This is a genomic window from Halomonas sp. MCCC 1A13316 (assembly GCF_014931605.1).
In the GTDB taxonomy this organism is placed as follows: domain Bacteria; phylum Pseudomonadota; class Gammaproteobacteria; order Pseudomonadales; family Halomonadaceae; genus Halomonas.
This window is the reverse complement of sequence record NZ_CP053382.1, coordinates 555,291-579,531: the sequence shown is the minus strand read 5'-3', so window position 1 is coordinate 579,531 and position 24,241 is coordinate 555,291. Positions and strand designations below refer to the sequence as shown.

Below are 24,241 nucleotides of genomic sequence, written 5' to 3'. Positions count from 1 at the left end.
TCAACTGCGCTTGAAGGCCGCCAGGTCGTGGGGGTCGAAGCCTTCGACCTGGGCGGGCAATCCGCGCTCTTCGCGAAGCCGGCCGATCTTGGCCCGCTCGCCGATCAGCTCGGCGTCGTCATCGAGAGTGCGGCCGTTGAGCTCGGCTAGCTGGGCCATGCCCTGATGGTAAGCGGTCATCAGATGCAGGGCTACGCCGTTGCCCTGATCCATTTCGCGGCGCAGGGTGGTGAGGTAACCGCTGAGCCGGGAGAGATGCTGCTTGAGCTGCCAGACATAGCGCATCTCATTCATCCACGGGCGCTCGCGTAGCACGGCGAAGGTCAGGCTGGTGAACAGCAGTCCGAGAAATACGCCTAACGCGTTGAGCCACAGGCTGGAGCCGAAGCTCGCCACCAGTAATTGGGAAAATACCAGGCCGAAGACGATCAACTGGCCGGCCATGGCGATGCTGATGATCCTGGCCTTGCGGCGGTAGGTCTCGGGGTCATGGTATTCGAAGGTAAACGGCATGCGGGGCTCCTGTGGCGACGCGATGCCGGGATTATCCCGGCATCGCCCGCCGAGGTACAGTCGCCCGTGACCGAGTCAGCGTAGCCGCTCGGCCGCTTCCAGCAGCAAGGTCTCGGTAGCCTGCCAGCCCAGGCAGGGGTCGGTCACCGAGACGCCGTGGCGCAGCGCACCGGGAACCAGCTCCTGGCGCCCCTCCTCCAGGTGGCTCTCGAGCATCAACCCCATCAACGAGGATTCGCCTGCTGCGCGCTGCGCCACCACGTCGCGCAGCACCTCGGCCTGGCGACGATGATCCTTGCGTGCGTTGGCATGACTGCAGTCGACCATCAGCCGTGCCGGCAGGCCGGCGCCCTCCAGCGCTGCGCGGGCAGCACGTACCGAGACGCTATCGTGGTTGGGCCCCCGGTGGCCTCCGCGTAGCACCACGTGTGCGTGAGGATTGCCCATGGTCTCGCACAGCGCGGGCCGCCCCTGCTCGTCGAGACCGAAATGCCGATGCGGATGTGCCGCTGCATGGATGGCGTCCACCGCAACGCCCACGTCGCCGCTGGTCGCGTTCTTGAAGCCCACTGCCGCTTCGAGGCCACTGGCAAGCTCGCGATGCAGCTGCGACTCGGTGGTGCGGGCCCCGATGGCGACCCAAGCCAGCATGTCGTCGAGGTAGGCAGCCAGCATCGGCTGCAGGACCTCGGTGGCCACCGGCAGGCCCAGCATGGCGACTTCATGCATCAGGTGGCGCGAGAGGTGCAGGCCGCGGGCCATATCGCCACTGCCGTCCAGGTCGGGGTCGTAGGCGAGCCCCTTCCACCCCACCGTGGTACGTGGCTTCTCCACGTAGACACGCATGACCGGCAGCAGGCGGTCGGAAATCTGCGGCGAAAGTTCGGCTAGCCGGCGCGCGTACTCCAGTGCGGCCAGGGGGTCATGTATCGAGCAGGGGCCGACCACCACCAACATACGGTCGTCGCGACCGCTGACGATATCGTGAATGGCTCGTCGCTGGGCGCAGAGGCGCTCAACCAGCGGTGCTGTCAAGGGCAGGCGCTGGCGCAGCTCACCGGGAGTCGGCAGGGTCATGTCGGTACGGCGGATATCGGTAGGCTGACGGTCGGTCAGACGTTCGGCAAGAGAAGCGGGGGCGTTCATGCAGTATCAACTCCGTGAGATCGGTAAACATCGTGTCGTCGTGCCACCGGTGATCTCACGGTCGGAGGTGGCGCACTGGACCGACCGCGCGGCGCTAAATCGCCAGCCATAGCACCAGCCATAATAGTCGTGACGGGCTTGAGCGGCGAAAGTGGCGCGGCGTGCGGTCATGGTACGTCTCCTCTGGTTGAATTATAGGGGTTTTACAACGCAAAACCCCCGGTCGGGGTTGCCGACCGGGGGTTTCTGGGGAGGCAACCCGTTTAGGGTGTGCCTGCGTAGCTGTCCTGGCTCAGGACCCGGCCACGGGCACACCGGCACTAAACCAATACCAGTACTGACCGCCGAAGCCGACATGACGCGCCGACACCGCGCTCATAGCACGGTGACAGGCATTGGCGTATCGATGGGTGGTCGGTGTCATGGTGCTCTCCCGATGTTCAGCCTTCATCGTGCCGGATCGCGGCAGGCTTGGCAAGCGTGGCCGTCAGCCCGTGACTACCTGGTACCAGCCGATCGTGGCCGGCAGTGCGCTCATGCTGACCAACACCACCAGGCCCAGCACTATCGACAGCAGGCCGCTGTCATCCTTGAAGTCATGGTCGTTCGCCATGTTGGCTCCTCGTTCTCGAATTGTCAGTGGGAAAGCGTATTCTAGCGGAGGTGGCGTCCGCCATCGACCGGCAGCGTGATCCCGGTGACGTAGCGATTGTCGAGCAGGTAGCGAAGGCTCTGATAGATCACGCCCGGCCCCGGGACCGTGCCCATCGCCGACTTGGCCCTGGCCTGCTCGGCGTAGTCCGCATCATCATTCTCGCTCAGCATGATCAAGGCCGGCGCGATGGCATTGACCTGGATCGCCGGCGCATACATGGCCGCGAACGAGAGCGTCAGGTTCTCGAGCCCGGCCTTGGTGGCGGCATAGGCGGCATGCCTTCTCGAGCCCTTCCGGGCCACGTAGTCGGTCATGTGCACGATGTCGCGCTGGGGCTCGCCGCAGGCGTCGAGCAGTTCGCGACAGTGCAGGTTGATCAGGTAGGGCGCCAGCATGTGCACGCGGAACAGGCGCTCGAAATCGGCACCGGCATCATCACCCGCGCTGTCTGCCACCCAGTCGCCAGCGTTGTGCACGATGGCCCTGAGCCTCGTCGTCTCGGCCTTGAGCCGAGTTATGAAATCGAGAATGCCCGCTTCGGTGGCGAAATCCGCCTGCAGGGTGACGATGCCACGGCCCCGCAGCGCCTCGAGTTCGGGACGCTCGCGGCGGTAGCTGATGATCACCGGGTGGCCGTCGTCGATCAATCGCTCGGCACAGTGGCGCCCCAGACGCTGGGCACCACCGGTGATTAGGATCGGCGCGGCGCTCATCCGGCACTTCCCCGACGCAACACGCCGGCGGTTGGCACCAGCGGCTGACGTGGAGCGTAAGCGAAGACGTCGGAAAAGACCCGCGATGGCTCGAGGCCCAACGAGGCCAATACGTCGACGCAGGCATAGACCATGCCCGGCGAGCCGGAGAGATAGACATCATGGCCACTGACGTCGTCGAGCGCGGCGGCCAACGCCTGGTCGATGCGGCCATGATGCCCCTCGACCCGCACACCGGTGACCGGGGGCTCCGGCGCCACCTCGGTAACCACATGGAAGCGCACGTTGTCATGCTGCTCGGCCCACTCCTGCGGCAGGCTCTCCAGATAGAGGTCGCGCCGCTCGCGGGACGCCCACCACAGCTCGATGGGCCGCTCCGGCGCCTCATGCAGCGAGGCCTCGACGATCGCCTTCATCTGGGCGAAGCCGGTGCCGGCCGCGACCAGCAGCAGCGGCCGCCGGCTGGACGAATCCAGTACGCAGTCACCTCCCGGCAGGCGTACCGTGAGGTGATGCGCCACCACGATCAGCTCGCGCAGACGGGCGGAGTTCTCACGCTCCGGCCAATGCTGAATGTGCAGCTCCAGGGTGCCGTCACCGGTATGGGCACTGGCAATGGAGAAAGGCACCCAAACGTCGTCGTCCAGCTTCAGCTCGAGATACTGGCCCGGATCGTGGGCCATGGCCTCGGCGCGCCCCTCCAGGTGCACGCGGAACACGTCGGGGGTCAGGTCCTCCACCGCCGTTACCTGGCAGGTCAGGGTCCTCGGGGTCATGCAAGCCTCTTGTCGTCAGGGTGAGGGGGGAGGCTGATGCCCAGTTCGTTCCAGCGCTCGCTGACGCGGGCCTTGACGGCCTCGTCCATGACGATGGGCGTGCCCCATTCCCGGTCGGTTTCGCCGGGCCACTTGCTGGTGGCGTCCAGCCCCATCTTAGAGCCCAGCCCTGCCACCGGCGAGGCAAAGTCGAGATAGTCGATGGGCGTATTCTCGACCAGCACGGTATCCCGAGCCGGATCCATGCGGGTAGTAATGGCCCAGATCACGTCCTTCCAGTCGCGGGCGTCGACGTCGTCGTCGAGCACCACCACGAACTTGGTGTACATGAACTGGCGCAGGAAGCTCCACACACCCATCATCACGCGCTTGGCGTGTCCCGGGTACTGCTTCCTCATGGTCACCACCGCCATGCGGTAGGAGCAACCCTCCGGCGGCAGGTAGAAGTCGACGATCTCGGGAAACTGCTTGCGCAGGATAGGCACGAACACTTCATTGAGCGCGAGGCCCAGTATCGCCGGCTCGTCGGGCGGCCGCCCGGTGTAAGTCGAGTGATAGATGGCGTCGCGGCGCATGGTCATGCGCGTCACGGTGAATACCGGGAACTCGTCGACCTCGTTGTAGTAGCCGGTATGATCGCCGTAGGGTCCTTCCGGAGCCATATCGTCGGGATAGATGAAGCCTTCGAGGATGATCTCGGCCGAGGCCGGCACCTCGAGATCGGCATGCCCGCACTTGACCAGCTCGGTGCGCGAGCCGCGCAGGAGGCCGGCGAAGGCGTACTCGGAGAGCGAATCCGGCACCGGAGTCACCGCGCCGAGGATGGTGGCCGGGTCGGCACCCAGCGCCACCGCCACCGGGAACGGCTCCCCCGGGTTCGTCTGCTGAGACTCCTGGAAGTCGAGCGCGCCGCCGCGATGGGACAGCCAGCGCATGATCAGGCGGTTTTTGGAAAGCTTCTGCTGGCGGTAGATCCCCAGGTTCTGGCGCTTCTTGTGCGGCCCGCGGGTCACTACCAGCGGCCAGGTGATCAGCGGGGCGGCATCGCCCGGCCAGCAGTGCTGGATCGGCAGGCGGTCGAGGTCGACGTCGTCGCCTTCGAGCACTACCTGCTGCACCGGCGCCGAGCGCACCGTCTTCGGTCCCATGCTCATCACCTGCTTGAAGATCGGCAACCTGTCCCAGGCGTCACGGAAGCCCTTGGGCGGTTCGGGCTCCTTGAGGAAGGCGAGCAGCTCGCCTACCTCGCGCAAAGCCGAGACCGAGTCCTGGCCCATGCCCATGGCGACCCGCTTCGGCGTGCCGAACAGATTACCCAGCAGCGGCATGTCGTGGCCTTTGACGTTCTCGAACAGCAGCGCCGGGCCGCCGGCGCGCAAGGTGCGATCGCATATCTCGGTGATCTCGAGATAGGGGTCCACCTCGGCGCTCACGCGTATCAGCTCGCCCTGGGCCTCCAGGGCCTTCATGAAGTCGCGCAGGTCATTGTACTTCATTCGATTTCCCGTTTCCGGAACGACGAAAGGGGCAGCATAGCATGCCGCCCCTTTGCGCACCGCCCGATCCTGTCTAGCGGCGCTTCATTGCCTCGAAGAATTCCAGGTTCGTCTTGGTATCTTTCAAGCGGTCGATGAGGAATTCCGTCGCCGCGGTGTCGTCCATCGGGTTGAGCAGCTTGCGCAGGATCCACATGCGCTGCATCTCGTCCTCGGAGGCGATCAGGTCCTCGCGACGGGTGCCCGAACGGCGAATGTTGAGGGCCGGATAGACGCGTCGCTCGGCGAGCTTGCGGTCCAGGTGGGCTTCCATGTTGCCGGTGCCCTTGAACTCCTCGAAGATCACCTCGTCCATCTTCGAGCCGGTATCGACCAGCGCGGTGGCGATGATGGTCAGGCTGCCGCCTTCCTCAATGTTACGTGCGGCACCGAAGAAGCGCTTGGGCTTTTCCAGGGCGTGGGCGTCGACACCGCCGGTGAGAACCTTGCCGGAGCTCGGCACCACGGTGTTGTAGGCGCGTGCCAGGCGGGTAATGGAGTCGAGCAGGATCACCACGTCCTTCTTGTGCTCGACCAGGCGCTTGGCCTTCTCGATGACCATCTCGGCGACCTGCACGTGGCGTGCCGGCGGCTCGTCGAAGGTCGAGGCGACCACCTCGCCGCGCACGGTGCGCGACATCTCGGTCACTTCTTCCGGGCGTTCGTCGATCAACAGCACGATCAAGTGGCACTCGGGATTGTTGCGCGTGATCGAGGTGGCGATGTTCTGCAGCATCAGCGTCTTGCCCGCCTTGGGCGGCGAGACGATCAGGCCGCGCTGGCCCTTGCCGATGGGTGCGGTGAGATCGATGATGCGTGCGGTGAGATCCTCGGTGGAACCGTTGCCGATCTCCATGCGAAGCCGCTCCTGGGGGAACAGCGGCGTGAGGTTCTCGAACAGGATCTTGTGCTTGGCGTTTTCCGGCTTGTCGAAGTTGATCTGGCTGACCTTGAGCAGCGCGAAGTAGCGCTCCCCTTCCTTCGGCGGACGAATCTTGCCGGAAATCGAATCGCCCTTGCGCAGATTGAAGCGACGTATCTGCGACGGTGAGACGTAGATGTCGTCGGGGCCGGCCAGGTAGGAGCTGTCGGCACTGCGCAGGAAGCCGAAGCCGTCCTGGAGGATTTCCAGTACACCATCGCCGTAGATGTCCTCGCCGCTCTTGGCGTGCTTCTTGAGGATGGCGAAGATGATGTCCTGCTTGCGCGAGCGGGCCAGGTTGTCGATGCCCATTTCACGGGCGATCTCCAGAAGGTCCGGCACGGATTTTTGCTTGAGTTCGGTAAGATTCATCGGTGCGTTCGGAATTTGCTCATGTCAGCGTGGCGGCACGGCGGCCGTGGGAGTGGTGCGAAAAAAGAACGGTGCGCCGCTTGAGTGCGTTCAGAGCCCGGGAGAGCTGCCGCTCATGAGCGATGCTCGTGGCTGTACGACCACTCTGCGAAGGGATCGTCGCACGGTATCGTGTTCGAGGGAGCAGCGCTTCTTTGTCACCTGAGTTCATCGCCTGGTGCGTTTCAGGTGCCACCATGGCTACGGCACATGACAACGAGCGACAAGAAGGGGCTGTCTGACGACTTGATGTTGACCGCGACGCGGTCGGAAAGCATTCGGAACAGGCGAACGACCCGATGTTAGTCAAGGCCGGCGAGGAACGCAACCCCGTAGATAAACCTTGTGCGATTGACACGCTCCGTGAGTCGCCGCACCCTTTAGCCATTCGCTATCAGGATGCTTCGATGAACTCACCCACGGAACGGCCCAACCTCGCCAGCGACGCCTCCAGTGTGCAACAGGAACAACGCCTGGCCGCGATCGATCTGGGTTCCAACAGCTTTCATCTGCTGGTGGCGCATTACCGGGACGATCGGCTCGAGGTCGTAGCCCGACTGGGCGAGAAGGTACAACTGGCCGCCGGCCTGGATGCCGCCAACCATCTGGACGAAGCCTCGATGCAGCGCGCCATGGCGTGTCTCTCCCGCTTCGCCCCCCTGCTGGAAGGCGTGGTTGCCGAGCGCCTGCGCGTGGTGGGCACCAGCGCGCTGCGTACAGCTCGCAATCGTCAAACTTTCATTGAGCGTGCCGAAGCATTGCTGGGCTGTCGTATCGAGGTGATCCCCGGGCACGAGGAAGCCCGCCTGATCTACCTGGGCGCGGCCCATACCTTGGCCGAGAACGGCCGTCGCCTGGTCGTGGATATCGGCGGTGGCTCCACCGAGTTCATCGTCGGCGAGAAATTGAAACCGCTGAAGCTGGAGAGCCTCGACATCGGTTGCGTCACTCATACCCAGCGCCATTTTGCCGATGGCCAACTGAGCGAAGCGCGCATGGGCCAGGCCGAAGCGGACGTTCTGGCACAGCTTGCGTCACTCCGGGTGAGTTACAGCGAACTGGGCTGGGACGAGGCACTGGGCTCCAGCGGCACCATAAAGGCGGCCGCCTCGGTGCTTGCCGCCAGTGGTGGCACACCCTGTGAGATCAGCCGGAGTGGCTTGCTGGAGCTGCGTCAGCGGTTGATCGAATGCGGACATCTCGATCGGGTCGCCCTGGAGGGGCTCAAGCCCGACCGCGCGCGTATCTTTCCCGCCGGCGTGGCAATTCTCGGAGCGATTTTCGAAGCCCTCGAGCTGACCACGATGCGCTATGCCGACGGCGCGCTGCGCGAAGGCGTGCTGCACGACATGCTGGCCCGCGATATCTCACGCCAGCACTGAGGCCTCACTCCTCGCAACCGAAGCTCGCCACCCTTCGGCCACCGCCAACCAGCGTGCCGAGTCGGGCTGAAACGCCGCAACGGGCGTACCGTCGCACCAGGCCACCAGCAGCCGCTCGCGCTCCCAGGGCGGCACGCTCATCTCCTGCAACAGACGCTTTAGATCGCGCCCTCCCCGCCCCGCCAGACGCAGCCGCTCCCCTCCTTGCCGTGCCGTCAGGGTCAGCGCCACCGGGCGACCGTCGGCCGGAGCCAATGCAGCCTGCAGCCCCCCCCAGGGCAATGGCAACGGTGCCATGCCATTCCACTCAGCACGCCAATCCGATGCCATGTCTGCGCTCTTCGGCCGCAGATAGAGGTCGCCGCGCCATACCCGTGCCTCGGCATCCCCCCAGTCGACCCGCACCCGGGCGTCCGGACGCGCCTCGAGCTGGGCCAGCAGGCTTGCGAGACGCGCCGACGGCGGCATCGTCAGCCCCAGCCGGTGACAGACATGGCGAACCAGAGAACGTTGGCGTTCCGGCGCAAGTGCCACGAGCCCCGCCAGCGGCACGCGGGCAGGATCGCCGCCGAGGATGGCCAGGTCGCTTGTGGCGAACGCTTCGATCAGCGCATCGGCCTCGGCGGCGCAGCGGGCGCTGCTCGCCAATGCCTCGGCCGCATGCGGCCAACGTTGTGCCAGCAGCGGTATCACCGAGTGCCGCAGGAAATTGCGGTCGAGCGTCTCGTCGGCGTTGGAGGGATCGTCGATCCAGTCGAGTCCGGATTGTTCGGCCTCGGCCTCGAGTTCGTTCCGCGAGCGGGCGAGCAGCGGGCGCTCGAGGCGCCTTCCCTGCCATTCACGGCCTGGCGGCATGCCTGCCAGGCCACGCACCCCGCTGCCGCGCAGAGCGGCCAACAGGAGGGTCTCGGCCTGATCGTCACGGTGCTGGGCCAGCCACAGCGTCTCGCCCGGCGCCACGCGCCGGAAAAAGGCGCCGTAGCGTGCCCGCCGAGCCGCCCCTTCCAGCCCCAGCCCGGCGTGGCGGTCGACCGCCACGCGTTCGACGAACAGCGGCACGCCCAGTCGCGAGGCGAGCCGGCGGCAGTGAGTCTCGAAGTCGGCGGCGGCAGGTTGCAGCCCGTGGTGGACATGCAGTGCATGCAGCGGACGCGGATGTCGGCGGCACGCCTCGGCGGCGAGAGTCAGCAGCAGGCTCGAATCCAGCCCGCCGGAGAGCGCAACCCAGACGACACGCCCCGGCGGGGTCTCCGCCAGGGCGTCGTCGATGGTCGCTTGCAGGGACATTGAGAAACCTCCGGCCTAGCGGGGCCGCTTCGAGCGAAGGCCAGACCAGGCAAAAATCGGCGCAAAAGCGGAGTTTACTTTAGTAAATGAGCATTTTAAGCCGATTTTTAACGCAGTATGGCCGAGCGCAGAAAGGCCCATTAAGTCGGGGCTCCATAGCTCATCAGGCGCTCATAGCGGCGTTCCAGGAGCGCCTCGGTATCCATCGCCTCGAGCCGCTCGAGGCTCGCCAGCAAGGCCTCCTTGACCCGCTCGGCGGTGGTCTGCGGATGACGATGGGCGCCGCCCAGCGGCTCCTCGATCAGGGTGTCGACGAAGCCCAGTTCCTGCAGGCGCTCGGCGGTGATGCCCATGGCCTGGGCGGCATCGGCGGCCTTCTCGGCACTCTTCCACAGGATCGACGCACAGCCCTCTGGCGAGATCACCGAATAGGTGGAGTACTGCAGCATGGCCAGCTCGTCGCATACGCCGATGGCCAGCGCCCCGCCGGAGCCGCCCTCACCCACTACGGTGGAGATGATCGGGGTCTTGAGCCGCGACATTACCGCCAGGTTGTAGGCGATGGCCTCGGACTGACCGCGCTCCTCGGCGTCGATGCCGGGATAGGCGCCCGGCGTGTCGATGAAGGTGAGTACCGGCATCTTGAAGCGCTCGGCCATCTCCATCAGACGGCACGCCTTGCGATAGCCCTCGGGACGCGGCATGCCGAAGTTGCGCCGCACCTTCTCCTTTACGTCGCGACCCTTCTGGTGGCCGATGATCATCACCGGGCGGTCGTCGAGGCGGGCGATGCCGCCGACGATGGCCGGGTCGTCGGCGAAGCGGCGGTCGCCGTGCAGCTCGTCGAAGTCGGTGAAGACGTGCTCGAGGTAGTCGAGCGTGTAGGGGCGCTGGGGGTGGCGTGAGAGCTGCGACACCTGCCAGGGGCTCAGGTCCTTGAAGATCGACTCGGTGAGCTTGCGGCTCTTCTCCTCCAGGCGACCGATCTCGTCGCTGAGGTTGAGCTTGCTGTCGTTGCCGACCAGGCGCAGTTCTTCGATCTTGGCCTGGAGTTCGGCGATGGGCTGTTCGAAATCGAGGTAATTGGGATTCATAGTGGCTGGGCCGCCTTGTCTTTGCTGTCGCCGAGGCATGATGAACGCTGTTCGCCCCGGAAGCCATAAAATCGAGTGTCGGGCATTATCGCACCCTCAACGCGCGGCGCAAGGCAGGCATGAGGTGTCATGCCAGCGCCGAGGGGCGCCGGGGACAGGCCGAAGAGGAGGTCTTTTGCCATGGATGGCAAAAGTAGCGCCCAAGGATGGGTTCACAGCGCCTCCTCGCAGTCCTGTTGCCGGGTCAGCCCCGATGCCTTGTTCGGTGCACCTCGCTAAAGTCTGGATTAACTTGCTGCATTCAGCGGTACTTCAGCCGCACGCCATCCTGCCCCTCTACTTCACGCAGCGCGATCAGCAGCTCGTCGCAGGGCGACACCCGCCACTGGCCGTCCAGTTCCAGCCAGCCGGCGGCCGCGTCGTTGCGGTAGCGCAGGCGTACCGGCAGGCCGCCGTCGTCGCGGTGCGGCGCCAGGCTGTCGCGTAGGGTGTCGATCAGCCGGCCGTTGACCCGAGTGCCGTCCAGCGACAGCTCCACCGCTTCGCCGTAGCGGGCGCGAGCGGCCACCATCGGCGTGACATCCTTACCGCGCAGGCGCAGGCCACCGGAGAAGTCGTCGCTGGAGACCTCGCCCTCGACGATCAGCACCTGGTCGGCCTCGATCTGGCCGCGCAGGGAGTCGAACAGCTCGCCGAACAGCGACGCCTCGATGCGCCCGGTGCGGTCGTCCAGGGTGATGAAGGCCATGGTGTCACCGCGCTTGGACTTCATGGTGCGCATGGCCACCACCAGGCCCGCCACCCGCTGCGGCTCGCGCGAGGGCTTGAGGTCGCTGATGCGCGTGGAGACGAAACGTGCCAGCTCCTTCTCGTACTCGTCGATGGGGTGTCCGGTGAGATAGAGCCCGAGGGTCTCCTTTTCGCCGGCCAGGCGCTCCTTGTCGGTCCACTCGCGGGCGCGGCGATAGGCCTCGTAGGGGTCGCTCTCGACCGCGGCGTCGGCGAAGGCCTCGCCGAACATGTCCATCATGCCCAGGTTCTGGTTGGTCTGGGTCTGGGCCGCGGCGCGCAGGGCATCGTCGAGCGCGGCGGCCAGCACCGCCCGGTTGGGCCCCAGGTTGTCCAGCGCTCCCGAGCGGATCAGTGCCTCCAGGGTGCGCTTGTTCATGCGCTTGGGATCGACCCGCCGGCAGAAGTCGAACAGATCGGCGAACGGCCCGTCGGCCTCGCGCGCCTCGACGATGGCGCCGATCGGCCCCTCGCCCACGCCGCGGATGGCCCCCAGGCCGTAGACCACGCGCCCTTCGGTATCCACGCTGAACTTGTAGGCGCCGATGTTGACGTCCGGCGGGGTCACGGTCAGGCCGATGCGCCGCGACTCCTCGATCAGCGGTACCACCTTGTCGAGGTTGTCCATCTCGGTGGACATCACCGCAGCCATGAACGGCCCCGGGTAGTGCGACTTGAGCCAGGCGGTCTGGTAGGAGACCAGGCCGTAGGCCGCCGAGTGCGACTTGTTGAAACCGTAACCGGCGAATTTCTCCACCAGGTCGAAGATGTTGCCGGCCAGCTCCTTGTCGATGCCGTTGGCCGCGCAGCCCTCCATGAAGCCGGCGCGCTGCTTGGCCATCTCCTCGGGCTTCTTCTTGCCCATGGCGCGGCGCAGCATGTCGGCTTGACCCAGGCTATAGCCCGCCAGCACCTGGGCAATCTGCATCACCTGCTCCTGGTAGAGGATGATGCCGTAGGTGGGCTCGAGCACCGGCTTGAGCCATTCGTGCTGGTAGTCCGGGTGCGGGTAGGAGATTTCGGCGCGACCGTGCTTGCGGTTGATGAAGTCGTCGACCATGCCCGACTGCAGCGGGCCCGGGCGGAACAGTGCCACGAGGGCGATCATGTCCTCCAGCGAGTCGGGCAGCAGGCGCTTGATCAGCTCCTTCATGCCGCGTGATTCGAGCTGGAACACTGCCGTGGTCTCGGCGCGCTTGAGCATCTCGAAGGTGGCGCCGTCGTCGAGCGGGATGCTGTCGATGTTGAGCGGCCCCTCGCCCTTGACGGCACGCACCTTGTCGACCATCTCCAGCGCCCAGTCGATGATGGTCAGGGTGCGCAGCCCGAGGAAGTCGAACTTGACCAGCCCGGCCTCCTCGATGTCGTTCTTGTCGAACTGCACGACCAGGCCGTTGCCCTCCTCGTCGCACAGCAGCGGCGAGAAGTCGGTGAGCTTGGTCGGCGCGATCACCACGCCGCCGGCGTGCTTGCCGGTGCCGCGGGTGATGCCCTCGAGCTTGACCGCCATCTCCCAGATCTCGGCGGCCTCCTCGTCGTTCTCGACGAACTCCTTGAGCGCCGGCTCCGCCTCGATGGCCTTGGCCAGCGTCATGCCCACCTCGAAGGGGATCAGCTTGGAGAGCTTGTCGCCCAGGGAGTAAGGCCGGCCCTGGGCACGAGCCACGTCGCGCACCACCGCCTTGGCCGCCATGGTGCCGAAGGTGACGATCTGGGATACCGCGTTGCGGCCGTAGCGGTCGGCGACGTACTCGATTACCCGGTCGCGCTTCTCCATGCAGAAGTCGACGTCGAAGTCGGGCATCGAGACACGCTCGGGGTTGAGGAAGCGCTCGAACAGCAGGTCGTATTCCAGTGGGTCGAGATCGGTGATCTTCTGTGCGTAAGCCACCAGCGAGCCGGCGCCGGAGCCGCGCCCCGGCCCCACCGGGACGTCGTTGTCCTTGGCCCACTGGATGAAGTCCATCACGATCAGGAAGTAGCCGGGGAAGCCCATCTGGATGATGATGTCGAGCTCGAAGTCCAGCCGCTCGCGGTAGCGCTTGTCGATCTCGGCGAACTCGGCGCCGTCACGCGGGTACTTCCCGGCCGGGTAGAGGAAATCGAGGCGCTCGGTGAGGCCGTCGTGGGAGACCTTGCGAAAGAACTCGTCCTGGGTCAGCCCTTCGGGAATCTCGAACTCCGGCAGGAAGATCTCGCCCAGGCGCACGTCGACGTTACAGCGTGCGGCGATCATCACGCTGTTCTCGAGCGCTTCGGGAATGTCGGCGAATAGCTCGGCCATCTCCGAGGGGCTCTTGAGATACTGCTCTTCGGTATATTTTCGTTCACGGCGCGGGTCGTCCAGCGCCTTGCCCTCGCCGATGGAGACACGCGTCTCATGGGCCCAGTAGTCGTCGCGCTCGAGGAAGCGTACATCGTTGGTCGCCACCACCGGGGTGCCGCTGTCGATGGCGAGCTCCACCGAGAGGTGCACGCACTCCTCCTCCTGCGGCCGCCCGGTGCGGGTCAGCTCCAGGTAGAAGCGATCAGGGAAAGCCGACTGCCACTCCTCGAGCAGCAGGCGCGCCTCGTCACGATGATCGGCCAGCAGATGGCGACCGATCTCGCCCTCGCGGCCACCGGAGAGCGCGATCAGTCCTTCGCTCTGCGCGAGCACCCATGACTTCTCGAGCACGGCGCGTCCCTGGCGCTGCCCCTGCATCCAGCCTCGCGAGATCAGCTCGGTGAGGTTGCGATAACCGACGTCGTTCATCGCCAGCAGCGTCAGCCGGTAAGGGTGCGTCTCGTCGTAGGAGTTGGCCAGCCACAGGTCGGCACCAATCACCGGCTTCAGCCCGGCGCCCTGGGCGCCACGATAGAACTTGACCAGGCCGAATAGGTTGGACTCGTCGGTCACGGCCAGTGCCGGCATGCCCTGCTCGCCGGTGGCCTTGAGCAGCGGCTTGAGTCGCACCAGGCCATCGACCAGGGAGTACTCGGTATGGACGCGCAGGTGTACGAAAGGCGTGGTCATGATGGGCTCGGTACTTGGCGGTAAATGGTCGACACGTAAAACAGGCTACTGATCCTGCGGTATGGCTCAGAGCCCTGCTCCGCTCGGGCTGATCCTGCGCCCTCGCTACTGGAAGCGGCTAATGGTCTAGAGCAGCTCCAGTTGCCCTTTCAGCGGGGCAAAGGAGCGGCGATGCTCGGGCAGCGGCCCGAGACGTTCCAGAGCATCCAGATGCTCGGGCGTGGCGTAGCCCTTGTGACGAGCGAAACCGTACTCGGGAAAAAGACCGTCGAGCGCCACCATCTGCGCATCGCGGGCCACCTTGGCCAGTATCGAGGCGGCGGCGATGGCCGGGTGGCGGGCGTCGCCCTTGACGATCGCCTGACCGGGAACATGATGCCCGGGCAGGCGATTACCGTCCACCAGCAGATACTCCGGCACCAGCGGCAAGGCATCGATCGCCCGACGCATGGCCAAGTGCGTGGCGTGGTAGATATTGAGCTCATCGACCTCGGCGTGGCTTGCCTCGGCCACGGCGAAGGCCAGCGCCTTGCCGCGGATCTCAGCATCGAGTTCGGCGCGGCGCTGCGGCGTGAGCTTCTTGGAGTCGGCCAGGCCGGCGATCGGTCGCATGGGGTCGAGAATTGCCGCGGCGGCCACTACCGCCCCGATCAACGGCCCGCGACCGACCTCATCGACACCGGCCAGCAGATGGCCTTGGTAATCGACCACCAAGGGGGGGAACGGACAGTCGCTCATGTCTCTTCTCTCCCTGCCTGCATTCGCTCGTCTGGACCCAGTTCTACCGCCGCAACACTCTCCTCGCTGGACAGCGAGGCGGGCAGTGGCCGCCCTTCCACCAAGGCCTCTATGGCCTCGGCCGCCCGAGCGCTGGCATTGCGCTGCAGCCCGGCATGCATCACGGCGAAGCGCTCCTCGAGAGCCTCCCTCACATGAACATCGTCGAGCATCGGTCCGATGGCCGAGACGATCGCCTCGGGCGTAGCGGCATCCTGTATCAGTTCCGGCACCAGGCCCTCACGGGCAATCAGGTTGGGCAGCGAGATCCATTCGGTCTTGACCAGACGCTGCGCCAACCAATGGGTCATCGGCGCCATCCGATAGGCGACCAGCATCGCACGGTGGCACAACATCGCCTCGAGCGCCGCCGTCCCCGAAGCGAGCAGTACGGCGTCGCTGGCGACCATTGCCTGGCGTGCCCGGCCGTCAAGCAGCGTGACCCGCCCGTCGAGCATCGGCCGGCTTGCCAGAAGGCGCTCGAGCTCCTCGCGGCGCAGCGGGGTTGCCGCAGGGACCACCACTTGCAGCGCGGGCCGCTCGCGACACAGCCGCTCCGCGGCATCGAGGAAGGTCGCGCCGAGAAAGCGAATCTCGTTGGCCCGCGAGCCCGGCAGCACGGCCAGCACCGGATCAGCCTCCGCCAGCCCGAGTTCGGCACGCGCACCGGCGCGGTCGCTGACCAGCGGCAGCTCGTCCGCCAGCGGATGCCCGACGAAGGCCACCGGCAGACGATGCTGCTCATAGAAGGCTGCCTCGAAAGGCAGGAGTGCGAGCATGGCATCGACCGAACGAGCGATGCCCTTCACCCGGCCCTGGCGCCACGCCCATACCGTGGGGCTGACGTAATGAACGGTGGTGAGGCCCGCCTCGCGTAGCTGGCGCTCGAGACCGAGATTGAAGTCGGGGGCATCGATGCCGATCATCACGTCAGGCCGCCAGGCCAAGGCGTCGGCACGCAGGGCACGGCGCACCCGAATCAGCTCGGGGAGGTGCTTGAGCACCTCGACCAGGCCCATGACCGAGAGCGTCTCCAGCGGGAAGCGGCTGTCGATACCCTCGGCGATCATTCCGGGACCGCCAATGCCGCGGAACTGCACCTGCGGATGGCGCGCCTTCAGGGCACGCATCAGGCTCGCCCCGAGCAGGTCGCCGGACATCTCGCCGGCGACGATATAGACACGCGCAAGCTTGCTCATATCAGACCCGTTGCGAGGCTGCGTCAGCGTATGATGCCGCGAGTCGAGACTTCGATGGACGCGGCGAAGGCTTCGGTTTCGACCAACGAGTAACGGCGGCGAATCTCCTCCAGCGCCTGGGGTACGGTCAGGCCCTGACGATAGATCAGCTTGTAGCACTCGTTGAGAGCCTTGATTGCCTCGGTCGAGAACCCACGCCGCTTGAGACCGACCTGGTTGAGCCCGTGAACCCTGGCCGGATTGCCATTGATCATGACGAAGGCCGGGGTGTCCTTGGTGATGATCGAACCACCGCCGGCCATGGCGTGATCGCCGAAGTGACAGAACTGATGGATGGCCGACAGCCCGCCAAGGATGCCAAAGTTGCCCAGGGTCACGTGCCCGGCCAGGGTCGCCTGGTTGGCCAGTACACAGTCGTCGCCAATGACACAGTCGTGACCGACGTGCACATAGGCCATGAACAGGTTGCGCGAACCGATGGTGGTTTCGCCGCGATCCTGGGCGGTACCGCGATGCAGCGTCACGCACTCGCGAATGACGTTATCGTCGCCCATTACCAGACGCGTCGGCTCGCCGGCGTACTTCTTGTCCTGGCAATCCTCTCCCACCGAGGCGAACTGGAATATGCGGGTACGTGCGCCTAGTACGGTCGGCCCTTTAATGACCACATGCGGGCCGATACGACTGCCGGGGCCGATCTCGACATCGGGCCCGATCACGCTGAAGGGTCCGACTTCAACATCCTCGGCCAGACGTGCCCCAGGGTCGACGATGGCAGTGGTATGTATCAAGAAACCTTCCTCTCCGCACAGATGACCTCGGCCTCGCAGGCCAGCTCGCCATCTACCGTAGCACGACAAGCGAATTTCCAGATGCCGCGCTTTTCACGCACGACTTTCGCCTCCAGTCTCAAGCGATCCCCCGGCATTACCGGCCGCTTGAAACGCACGTTGTCGCTACCCACGAGATAGTAGACATAGCCATCGGCCGGCAACTTGTTGACGGTCTTGAAGCCGAGGATTCCGCAGGCCTGAGCCAACGCCTCGAGCACCAGGACTCCGGGCATGATGGGATGGTGTGGAAAATGACCGTTGAAGAACGGCTCGTTGATACTGACGTTCTTGTAGCCAACGATGGATTCGCCAAGGCTCAGCTCCAATACCCGATCGATCAGCAGAAAAGGGTATCGGTGCGGCAGATACTCTCGAATCTCGTTGATGTCCATTACCATCGTAGCGACCTCTAAAATGAAGTAGGGAAGCCGTTGCGAGCGTTGGCGCGCATCGCCCGGCTTCCCGAAAAAACGCCTGCGTCAGGCAGGCGGAATTATAGCGCCGCCCGACGCTGTCTCAACCCCGCTGGTCGCGCTTCTCCAGCCGCGCCAGTCGCCGCGCAAAGTCGTCGAGTTGTTTGAAGCGCACCGCGTTCTTGCGCCACTGGGCATTGGACATGGCGCCGGTACCCGAGGAGTAGACGCCCGGCTCGTGAATCGAGTTGGTCACCAGGCTCATGCCGGTGACCTGCACACCGTCGCAGATGGTCAGATGCCCGGCGAGTCCCACACCGCCTCCCAGCATGCAATTGCGGCCCACCCGGGTGGAGCCGGCAATACCGACGCAGCCGGCCAGCGCCGTGTGATCGCCGATGCGTACGTTGTGCGCGATCTGCACCTGGCTGTCGATCTTCACGTCGTTACCGATCACGGTGTCGTCGAGGGCACCGCGATCGATACTGGAGCAACTGCCCACTTCGACGTCGTCCCCCAGGATCACGCCGCCAAGCTGGGCAATCTTGTGCCAGCGGCTGCCATCATGGGCGAAGCCAAAGCCATCGCCGCCGATCACACAGCCACTGTGCAGGATGACTCGCTCGCCGACGACCACGCCGTGGCAGACAGTTGCATTGGGATGCAGACGCGAGCCCGCCCCGATGCGCACTCCTGCGCCGATGAAACAGCCAGCGCCGATCACCACCTCGTCACCCAGCTCGACGCCGGCTTCGATGATGGCATTGGGGCCGACCTCGACCCGCTCACCAAGCGCCACGTCCTCTGCCACCACGGCCGCAGGATGAATGCCACCCTGCGGGGTAGCCAGGATAGGATCGAACAGCTGCGACAGCTGGGCATAGCCGAGATACGGGTTCTGCAGTTCCAGACGCGTAACCGGACAATCAGCGGAATGCTCGGGCTGAAGCAGCACGGCCCCGGCCCGCGTATCGGAGAGGTCCTTGAGATAGGAGCGGTTGGCCACGAAAGCCACCTGATCGGGACCGGCCGCCTTGAGTGTGGCCAGGCCGCGGATTCGCTGGCTACCATTACCTACCAGGTTGGCGCCGAGCCGCTCGGCCAGTTCGGCCAACGTGAATTCGTGAATAGCAGGGTGCGTCATGGAAACCCGTATCGACTGCGTGCGACAGGTGCTGCCGCAATGGCTCAGTTGAGAGTATTGAGGATTTCGATCACTTCATTCGTCAGGTCGGGTAGCTCTTGATCGGTATGCAGCACACCCTGTGGCTCCACCAGTACCTGGACGCCGTGACGCGAAATGACCTGCTCCACGGCCTGGTCGAGCTTAGGCTCGGCCTGCTGCAGGAACTCCTGCTCGGCGCTCATCTGCTCTTGCATGATCTGCTGACGCAGTTGCTCGAAGCGACTTCCCTTCTGCTGGAACTCCTGAAACAACGACTGGCGCTCGGCATCGGGAAGGCTGTCGCCCTCCTGCTGTAGCCTCTGCTGCAGCTGGGCCAGCTCCTGTCCCAGCGATTGCGCCTCCTGCTGCTGGCCGGCCAAGCGACTCTCGAGATCCTGCATGGAGCGCTGGGCGGCATCGGACGTGAGCAGCGCCTGGCGCCAATCCAGCATCGCGACTTCGGCCGAGTAGGCCGGTGTCGTCAGGACGGCAAACAGGCCCAGGCAGAGAATGGCGATTAACTTGCGCATGCTAAGTACCTCTTGGCAGGCCGGCTCAGAACGTCTGGCCCAGCGAGAATTGGAAGAACTGGGTGTCGTCGCTACTCTCGTCATTGAGCGGCTCGGCGATGCTGAAGGTCAGCGGCCCGACCGGAGTCAACCAGGAGAGACCCACGCCGATGCTGTAGCGTAGCTCGCCCAGGTCGACGCCCGACGAACAGTCCGAGGGGCCATCGCCTTCCACCACCGGGTAGCAGCTGGTCAGGAAGGTGTTGCCGGCATCGACGAAGAAACCCGTCTGCAGCGAGCGCTGATCCTCGACGAACGGCAGCGGGAAGAGCAGCTCGGCACTGCCTTCGACCAGTATGTTGCCACCCAGGGTACGGTCGCGCCCGGACTCGCGCGGCGTCGTAGGTTGCCCAAGCGTATTGGCCGTAAAGCCCCGCACCGAGCCAAGACCGCCGGCGAAGAAGTTCTCGTAGAACGGATAGGGGTCGCTGCCGATGCTGTCGGCGTAACCCAGGGTGGTGCCGAACTTCAGTGCCCAGGTCTCCTCCTCATTGAGGGCGAAGAGCTGCTGGGCACGTGCGCGCAACTTGTAATAATCGGCATCGCTGCCGGGAGCGGCGGTCTCCAGCGACAGGCGCTGGTAGTCGCCGGAGGTGGGCATGATGCCGCGGTTTAGGTTGTTGCGGGTCCAGCTCGCGGTGAGCTTGAGACTCTGCGCGCTTTCGCCCTGCTCGTCGACGTAGCGCACGATCTCCGAGGCGGTATCGCGGTAGGTCTTGATCGAGAGGTCTTCGAGGCTGGTGCCGAAATTGAGACGCGACAGCTCGCTGACCGGATAGCCGAAATTGATCCCCGCGCCGTAGGCGTCGGTGGAGTAGGTCGAGATATCCGAATCTTCGTAGTCGGTCTCGCGATAGAAGAGATTATAGCCGCGCGAGATACCGTCCAGCGTCCAGTAGGGGTCGGTGAAACCGAAGTTCACACTGGTGAAGGTATCGCTGCGCTGGGCGCCGATATTGACGCGGTTGCCGGTGCCCAGGAAGTTGTTCTGGGCCAGGGCCGCGCCGTAGATCACCCCGGCGCTTTGGGAGAAACCGATGCTCGCCGAGACCGAGCCGGAGGGCTGCTCTTCGACGGTATAGGTGACGTCGAGCTTGTCGGGTTCGCCGGCCACCGGCTGGGTCTCCACCTCGACCTGGCGGAAGAAGCCCAGGCGCTCCAGACGACGGCGCGACTGGCTGATCGATTCGGTGGAGGCCGGCGCCCCCTCCATCTGGATCATCTCGCGGCGCAGCACTTCATCCTGGGTGGTGGTGTTGCCGATGAAGTTGATGCGGCGCACGTAGGCACGGCGCCCCGGGTCGACGCTGAAGGTCAGATCGACGGTCTCGCCATCGGCACGCGGCTGCGGCACACCCTCGACCCGGGCGAAGGCGAAGCCCTCGGCACCCAGCCGTGAGCGCAGCGCCTCGGTGGATGCCGTAACGTCGCTGCGCGAGAAGATATCGCCACTCTCGACCTGCAGCAAGTTGCGCGCCTCGCGCTCGCTGACCTGCTGCAGGTCGCCGACGAAACCGATGTCACCCAGGCGGTACTGACCGCCTTCATCGATGTTGACGGTAACGAAGATCTGCGATTTGTCCGGGCTGATCGATACCTGGGTGGAGGTGATGTTGAAGTTGACGTAGCCGCGATCGAGATAGAAAGAGCGCAGCCGCTCCAGGTCACCGGCCAGCGCTTCGCGCGAGTACTCATCCTTGGAGAACCAGCCGAAGAAGCGCCCGGGCTGGTCATTAAGCTCGAACACCTCCCGCAACTCTTCATCGTCGAACTGGCGATTGCCGACGATGTTGATCTGGCGGATCTTGGCCACCGCGCCTTCGTTGATGTCGATGTCGACCTGAACCCGTCCCTCGTCGATCTCTTGCACACTGGTCTCGATCCGGGCGCTGTAGCGCCCCTGGGCCTGATAGACGCCTTCGAGCTCACGCTGGATGTCCTCGAGCGTCGAGATCTGCAGCACCTGGCCCTCCGCCAGCCCACCTTCGCGCAGCCCGCTGCGCAAGTCCTCTTCGGAGAGTTGCTTGTTGCCACTGATGTTGAGGCGCGAGATGGTCGGCCGTTCGACGACCTGAATCACCAACACGTCGCCATCGCGGGCGAGCTGAATGTCTTCGAACAGGCCGGTGGCGAACAGACTGCGGGCCGCCTCGGCAAGCTCGCGGTCATCCACCTGATCTTGCGCGCTGATGGGAAAGGCGTTGAAAACGGAGGCGGCGGAAATCCGCTGCAGCCCTTCCACGCGAATGTCTGAAACTTCAAAAGATTCGGCCAGCACCGTACTGGAACCGGCCAGCAGCAGTGCCGCCAGTCCGAGGGTCTTGATATTCATGCAGTCGCTTCGCTCGCGTTGATCCGCCTGCCTGTCCAGACAGGCACCATATACATATGTGCGGGTGACTGACAAGGCAGAGCGAAGCTCTGCCTCCCTGTGCCCCCGAAAGGGCGCTTGCTACCAGAGACGCATCAGATCGAAATACAGGGCCATCAGCATCAGCATGCCGACCAACGCCAGACCGATCCGCAGTCCGAATGCCTGGGCCCGCTCCGACACCGGCCGGCCGCGAACCACCTCGACGAAATAATAAAGCAGGTGGCCGCCATCAAGTACCGGAATAGGCAGTAGATTGAGCACCGCCAGGCTGACCGAGAGGTAGGCCAGGAAACTGACGAAGCTCTCTAGCCCCGTGCGCGCCGTATCGCCCGCCATCTGTGCAATAGTGATGGGACCCGACAGATTGGTCGGCGAAATCAGCCCCACCAGCATTTTGCGAATGGCATCCAGGGTCAGCAGCGTCATCTCACCGGTGCGGCTCACTGCCTGCCCCACCGCCGCCACGGGACCGTAGCGGATCTCTCGGCGAAGCTCCTCGGGCCACTCTACCGGCTCGACGCCGGCACCGACATAGCCGATGGCAGTTCCCGTCTCGAATTCTCGCGAGCCCGGCGTGAGGCTCAGCGCAAGGCGCTCATCGCCACGGGACACCTCAAGTTCCAGAGCTTCGCCGGGACTTGACCGCACGACAGTGACGAAATCCATCCACTCTTCGATCGGATTGCCGTTCACGGTCAGTAGCTCATCGCCGGCGCGCAGCCCTGCCTCGGCGGCGGGTTCACCGTCAATCACCTGGCCCAGCACGGCAGGAATGCGCGGCTGCCAGGGCGTGATGCCCAGCGTGGCCAGCGGCCGGGGAGGCTCCTGGCGCACCAGGTAGTCCTGCACCGGCAGGCGATACTCCCTGGGGTCGGCCGAGGCAGCGTTGCGCGCCTGGACAGCCAGCTCGCCGCTGAAGCCGATATCGGCGATCAGACGCAGGTTGATCTCATCCCAGGAACGCACATCGCTGCCCTGCACCGCAACGATCTCCTGGCCGCTCTGCAGACCGCTCCGGGCTGCCGGCGAATCAGGGGCCACCTCGCCCACCATCGGTGCCACCGTCGTGGTACCGGCCACGAACAGCGCCCAGTAGGCGACGATGGCGAGCAGGAAATTGGCCAGCGGCCCCGCCGCGACGATGGCAATGCGCTGCCATACCGACTTGCGGTTGAACGCCTCGTGGAGCTGGTCATGGGGTACCGGCGCCTCACGCTCGTCGAGCATCTTGACATAGCCACCGAGAGGAATCGCCGCCACGGCAAACTCGGTCCCGTGACGATCGACGCGGGACCAGAGCGGTTTGCCGAAGCCTACCGAGAAGCGCAGCACCCTGACGCCACAGCGCCGCGCCACCCAGTAATGGCCGTACTCGTGGAAAGTGACCAGCAGGCCCAGCACCACGATGACGGCTAGCACGTTCTGGATCAGGCCCAATACAGCCTCCTTCAGCTACTCGTTTCTAGGCGGGATACGGTTCAGCGCTTTTCCAGCCTTTCACACGCCACTTGGCGCGCTCGGGCATCGGCCCCCAGGATGGCTTCCAGGTCGTCGCCGGCCTCGACCGGCAGCGCCTCGAGGACCTCGCCGACCAGCTCGCCGATCCCCGTAAAACTCACTCGCTCATTCAGGAAGGCATCGACCGCCACCTCATTGGCACCGTTGAGAATCGCCGGCGCCGTGCCTCCCGCCTGCATCGCCTCGCGCGCCAGCCGCAGACAGGGAAACGCCGCCTCATCGGGCGCCTCGAAATCGAGCCGAGCGATCTGGAACAGATCCAGTGCCTCGACGCCGGCCTCGATGCGCTCCGGCCAGGCCAGTCCGTAGGCGATCGGCGTGCGCATGTCCGGGTTGCCCAGCTGCGCAAGCACCGAGCCGTCGCTGTAGGCGGCCATGGAGTGAATCACGCTCTGCGGGTGCACCACCACCTGCACCTGTTCGGGCCGGGCATCGAACAGCCAGCACGCCTCGATCAGCTCCAGCCCCTTGTTCATCAGAGTGGCACTATCCACCGAGATCTTGCGTCCCATCGACCAGTTGGGGTGGGCGCAGGCCTGCGCCGGCGTCACCGTGGCCAGGCGCTCGCGGGGCCAACCGCGAAAAGGGCCGCCGGAAGCGGTCAACAGCAGCTGGGTCACACCATGACGGGACAGACCGCCGCGGTGCTCGGGAGGTAGACACTGGTAGATGGCATTATGTTCGGAATCGATCGGCAACAGCGTGGCACCATGGCGGACGACGGCATCCATGAACAACGCACCGGACATCACCAGCGCCTCCTTGTTGGCCAGCAGCACACGCTTGCCGGCACGTACCGCGGCCAGTGTCGGCAGCAGCCCCGCAGCCCCGACGATGGCAGCCATGACCACGTCCACCCCGGTGTCGCTGGCCACCTCGATGAGCGACTCTTCGCCGGCACGCACCTCGATTGCCAGACCCGCCTGAGACAGCTGCTCTCGCAGCCAGACGGCATCGCGCTCGTCGCCGAGCACCACCACGGCGGGATGATGCTGCCGGCACTGAGCCAGAAGCGCCTCGCGAGAGCGGTGAGCGGTCAACGCATGCACCCGATAGCGCTCGGGGTGGCGGGCGATCACATCGAGCGTACTGGTGCCAATCGAACCGGTAGCACCCAGCACCGTGACGCTCTGCTGCCGAGGCGGCTCGCTCAT

General features: G+C 65.0%; 20 protein-coding genes. 1 reads left to right on the top strand and 19 read right to left on the bottom strand.

The features are described from left to right. The 7 genes from HNO52_RS02700 to rho form a co-directional block, all read right to left on the bottom strand. Positions 1 to 513, bottom strand: a complete 513-nt coding sequence (locus HNO52_RS02700) for a DUF3087 family protein (protein ID WP_197567539.1) — start codon at positions 511 to 513, stop codon at positions 1 to 3. A gap of 75 nt (positions 514 to 588) precedes the next feature. Beyond that, complete coding sequence (locus tag HNO52_RS02695; RefSeq protein ID WP_197567538.1) at positions 589 to 1,659, bottom strand: 3-deoxy-7-phosphoheptulonate synthase; 1,071 nt, start codon at positions 1,657 to 1,659, stop codon at positions 589 to 591. 487 nt (positions 1,660 to 2,146) lie between these two features. After that, complete coding sequence (locus HNO52_RS21210; protein ID WP_269476074.1) at positions 2,147 to 2,272, bottom strand: hypothetical protein; 126 nt, start codon at positions 2,270 to 2,272, stop codon at positions 2,147 to 2,149. A gap of 41 nt (positions 2,273 to 2,313) precedes the next feature. Continuing rightward, positions 2,314 to 3,027, bottom strand: a complete 714-nt coding sequence (gene folM / locus HNO52_RS02690) for a dihydromonapterin reductase (protein ID WP_197567537.1) — start codon at positions 3,025 to 3,027, stop codon at positions 2,314 to 2,316. After that, positions 3,024 to 3,803 (bottom strand): NAD(P)H-flavin reductase, encoded by a 780-nt coding sequence (locus tag HNO52_RS02685; protein ID WP_197567536.1) that lies wholly within the window; start codon positions 3,801 to 3,803, stop codon positions 3,024 to 3,026. Before HNO52_RS02685 ends, folM begins: the two co-directional genes overlap by 4 nt. Next, entirely contained in the window at positions 3,800 to 5,299 is a 1,500-nt protein-coding gene (gene ubiD, locus HNO52_RS02680; RefSeq protein ID WP_197567535.1) for a 4-hydroxy-3-polyprenylbenzoate decarboxylase, read from the bottom strand. Before ubiD ends, HNO52_RS02685 begins: the two co-directional genes overlap by 4 nt. A 73-nt stretch (positions 5,300 to 5,372) precedes the next feature. Further along, complete coding sequence (gene rho, locus HNO52_RS02675; protein WP_167112395.1) at positions 5,373 to 6,632, bottom strand: transcription termination factor Rho; 1,260 nt, start codon at positions 6,630 to 6,632, stop codon at positions 5,373 to 5,375. A gap of 446 nt (positions 6,633 to 7,078) precedes the next feature. Between rho and HNO52_RS02670 the strand changes: the two genes are divergently transcribed. Beyond that, positions 7,079 to 8,053, top strand: a complete 975-nt coding sequence (locus tag HNO52_RS02670) for a Ppx/GppA family phosphatase (protein WP_197567534.1) — start codon at positions 7,079 to 7,081, stop codon at positions 8,051 to 8,053. Here HNO52_RS02670 and tilS read toward each other — a convergent pair. The 12 genes from tilS to ispC form a co-directional block, all read right to left on the bottom strand. Then, a complete protein-coding gene (tilS, locus tag HNO52_RS02665) occupies positions 8,039 to 9,340 on the bottom strand; it encodes a tRNA lysidine(34) synthetase TilS (protein ID WP_197567533.1) in 1,302 nt (433 codons plus the stop codon). The two genes, HNO52_RS02670 and tilS, sit on opposite strands and share 15 nt — an antisense overlap. 140 nt (positions 9,341 to 9,480) lie before the next feature. Next, a complete protein-coding gene (gene accA, locus HNO52_RS02660; RefSeq protein WP_197567532.1) occupies positions 9,481 to 10,434 on the bottom strand; it encodes an acetyl-CoA carboxylase carboxyl transferase subunit alpha in 954 nt (317 codons plus the stop codon). 301 nt (positions 10,435 to 10,735) lie between these two features. Continuing rightward, the gene (gene dnaE / locus HNO52_RS02655; protein ID WP_197567531.1) at positions 10,736 to 14,239 is read right to left on the bottom strand and encodes a DNA polymerase III subunit alpha; all 3,504 of its coding nucleotides are present in this window, start codon (positions 14,237 to 14,239) and stop codon (positions 10,736 to 10,738) included. A 126-nt stretch (positions 14,240 to 14,365) separates the two neighbouring features. Beyond that, positions 14,366 to 14,977 (bottom strand): ribonuclease HII, encoded by a 612-nt coding sequence (gene rnhB, locus HNO52_RS02650; protein WP_197567530.1) that lies wholly within the window; start codon positions 14,975 to 14,977, stop codon positions 14,366 to 14,368. Next, the gene (lpxB, locus tag HNO52_RS02645; protein WP_197567529.1) at positions 14,974 to 16,215 is read right to left on the bottom strand and encodes a lipid-A-disaccharide synthase; all 1,242 of its coding nucleotides are present in this window, start codon (positions 16,213 to 16,215) and stop codon (positions 14,974 to 14,976) included. Before lpxB ends, rnhB begins: the two co-directional genes overlap by 4 nt. 23 nt (positions 16,216 to 16,238) lie before the next feature. Continuing rightward, positions 16,239 to 17,006, bottom strand: a complete 768-nt coding sequence (gene lpxA, locus HNO52_RS02640; protein WP_197567528.1) for an acyl-ACP--UDP-N-acetylglucosamine O-acyltransferase — start codon at positions 17,004 to 17,006, stop codon at positions 16,239 to 16,241. After that, positions 17,003 to 17,446, bottom strand: coding sequence for a 3-hydroxyacyl-ACP dehydratase FabZ (fabZ, locus tag HNO52_RS02635; protein WP_197567527.1), 444 nt, complete (start codon positions 17,444 to 17,446; stop codon positions 17,003 to 17,005). Before fabZ ends, lpxA begins: the two co-directional genes overlap by 4 nt. A 118-nt stretch (positions 17,447 to 17,564) precedes the next feature. After that, the gene (gene lpxD, locus HNO52_RS02630; RefSeq protein WP_197567526.1) at positions 17,565 to 18,605 is read right to left on the bottom strand and encodes a UDP-3-O-(3-hydroxymyristoyl)glucosamine N-acyltransferase; all 1,041 of its coding nucleotides are present in this window, start codon (positions 18,603 to 18,605) and stop codon (positions 17,565 to 17,567) included. 44 nt (positions 18,606 to 18,649) lie between these two features. Next, positions 18,650 to 19,156, bottom strand: a complete 507-nt coding sequence (locus HNO52_RS02625; RefSeq protein ID WP_197567525.1) for an OmpH/Skp family outer membrane protein — start codon at positions 19,154 to 19,156, stop codon at positions 18,650 to 18,652. A gap of 25 nt (positions 19,157 to 19,181) precedes the next feature. Next, on the bottom strand, positions 19,182 to 21,527 hold the full coding sequence (gene bamA, locus HNO52_RS02620) for an outer membrane protein assembly factor BamA (protein WP_232090493.1): 2,346 nt from the start codon (positions 21,525 to 21,527) through the stop codon (positions 19,182 to 19,184). A gap of 120 nt (positions 21,528 to 21,647) precedes the next feature. Next, entirely contained in the window at positions 21,648 to 23,006 is a 1,359-nt protein-coding gene (gene rseP / locus HNO52_RS02615) for a sigma E protease regulator RseP (RefSeq protein WP_197567524.1), read from the bottom strand. A 41-nt stretch (positions 23,007 to 23,047) separates the two neighbouring features. Continuing rightward, entirely contained in the window at positions 23,048 to 24,241 is a 1,194-nt protein-coding gene (gene ispC, locus HNO52_RS02610; RefSeq protein ID WP_197567523.1) for a 1-deoxy-D-xylulose-5-phosphate reductoisomerase, read from the bottom strand.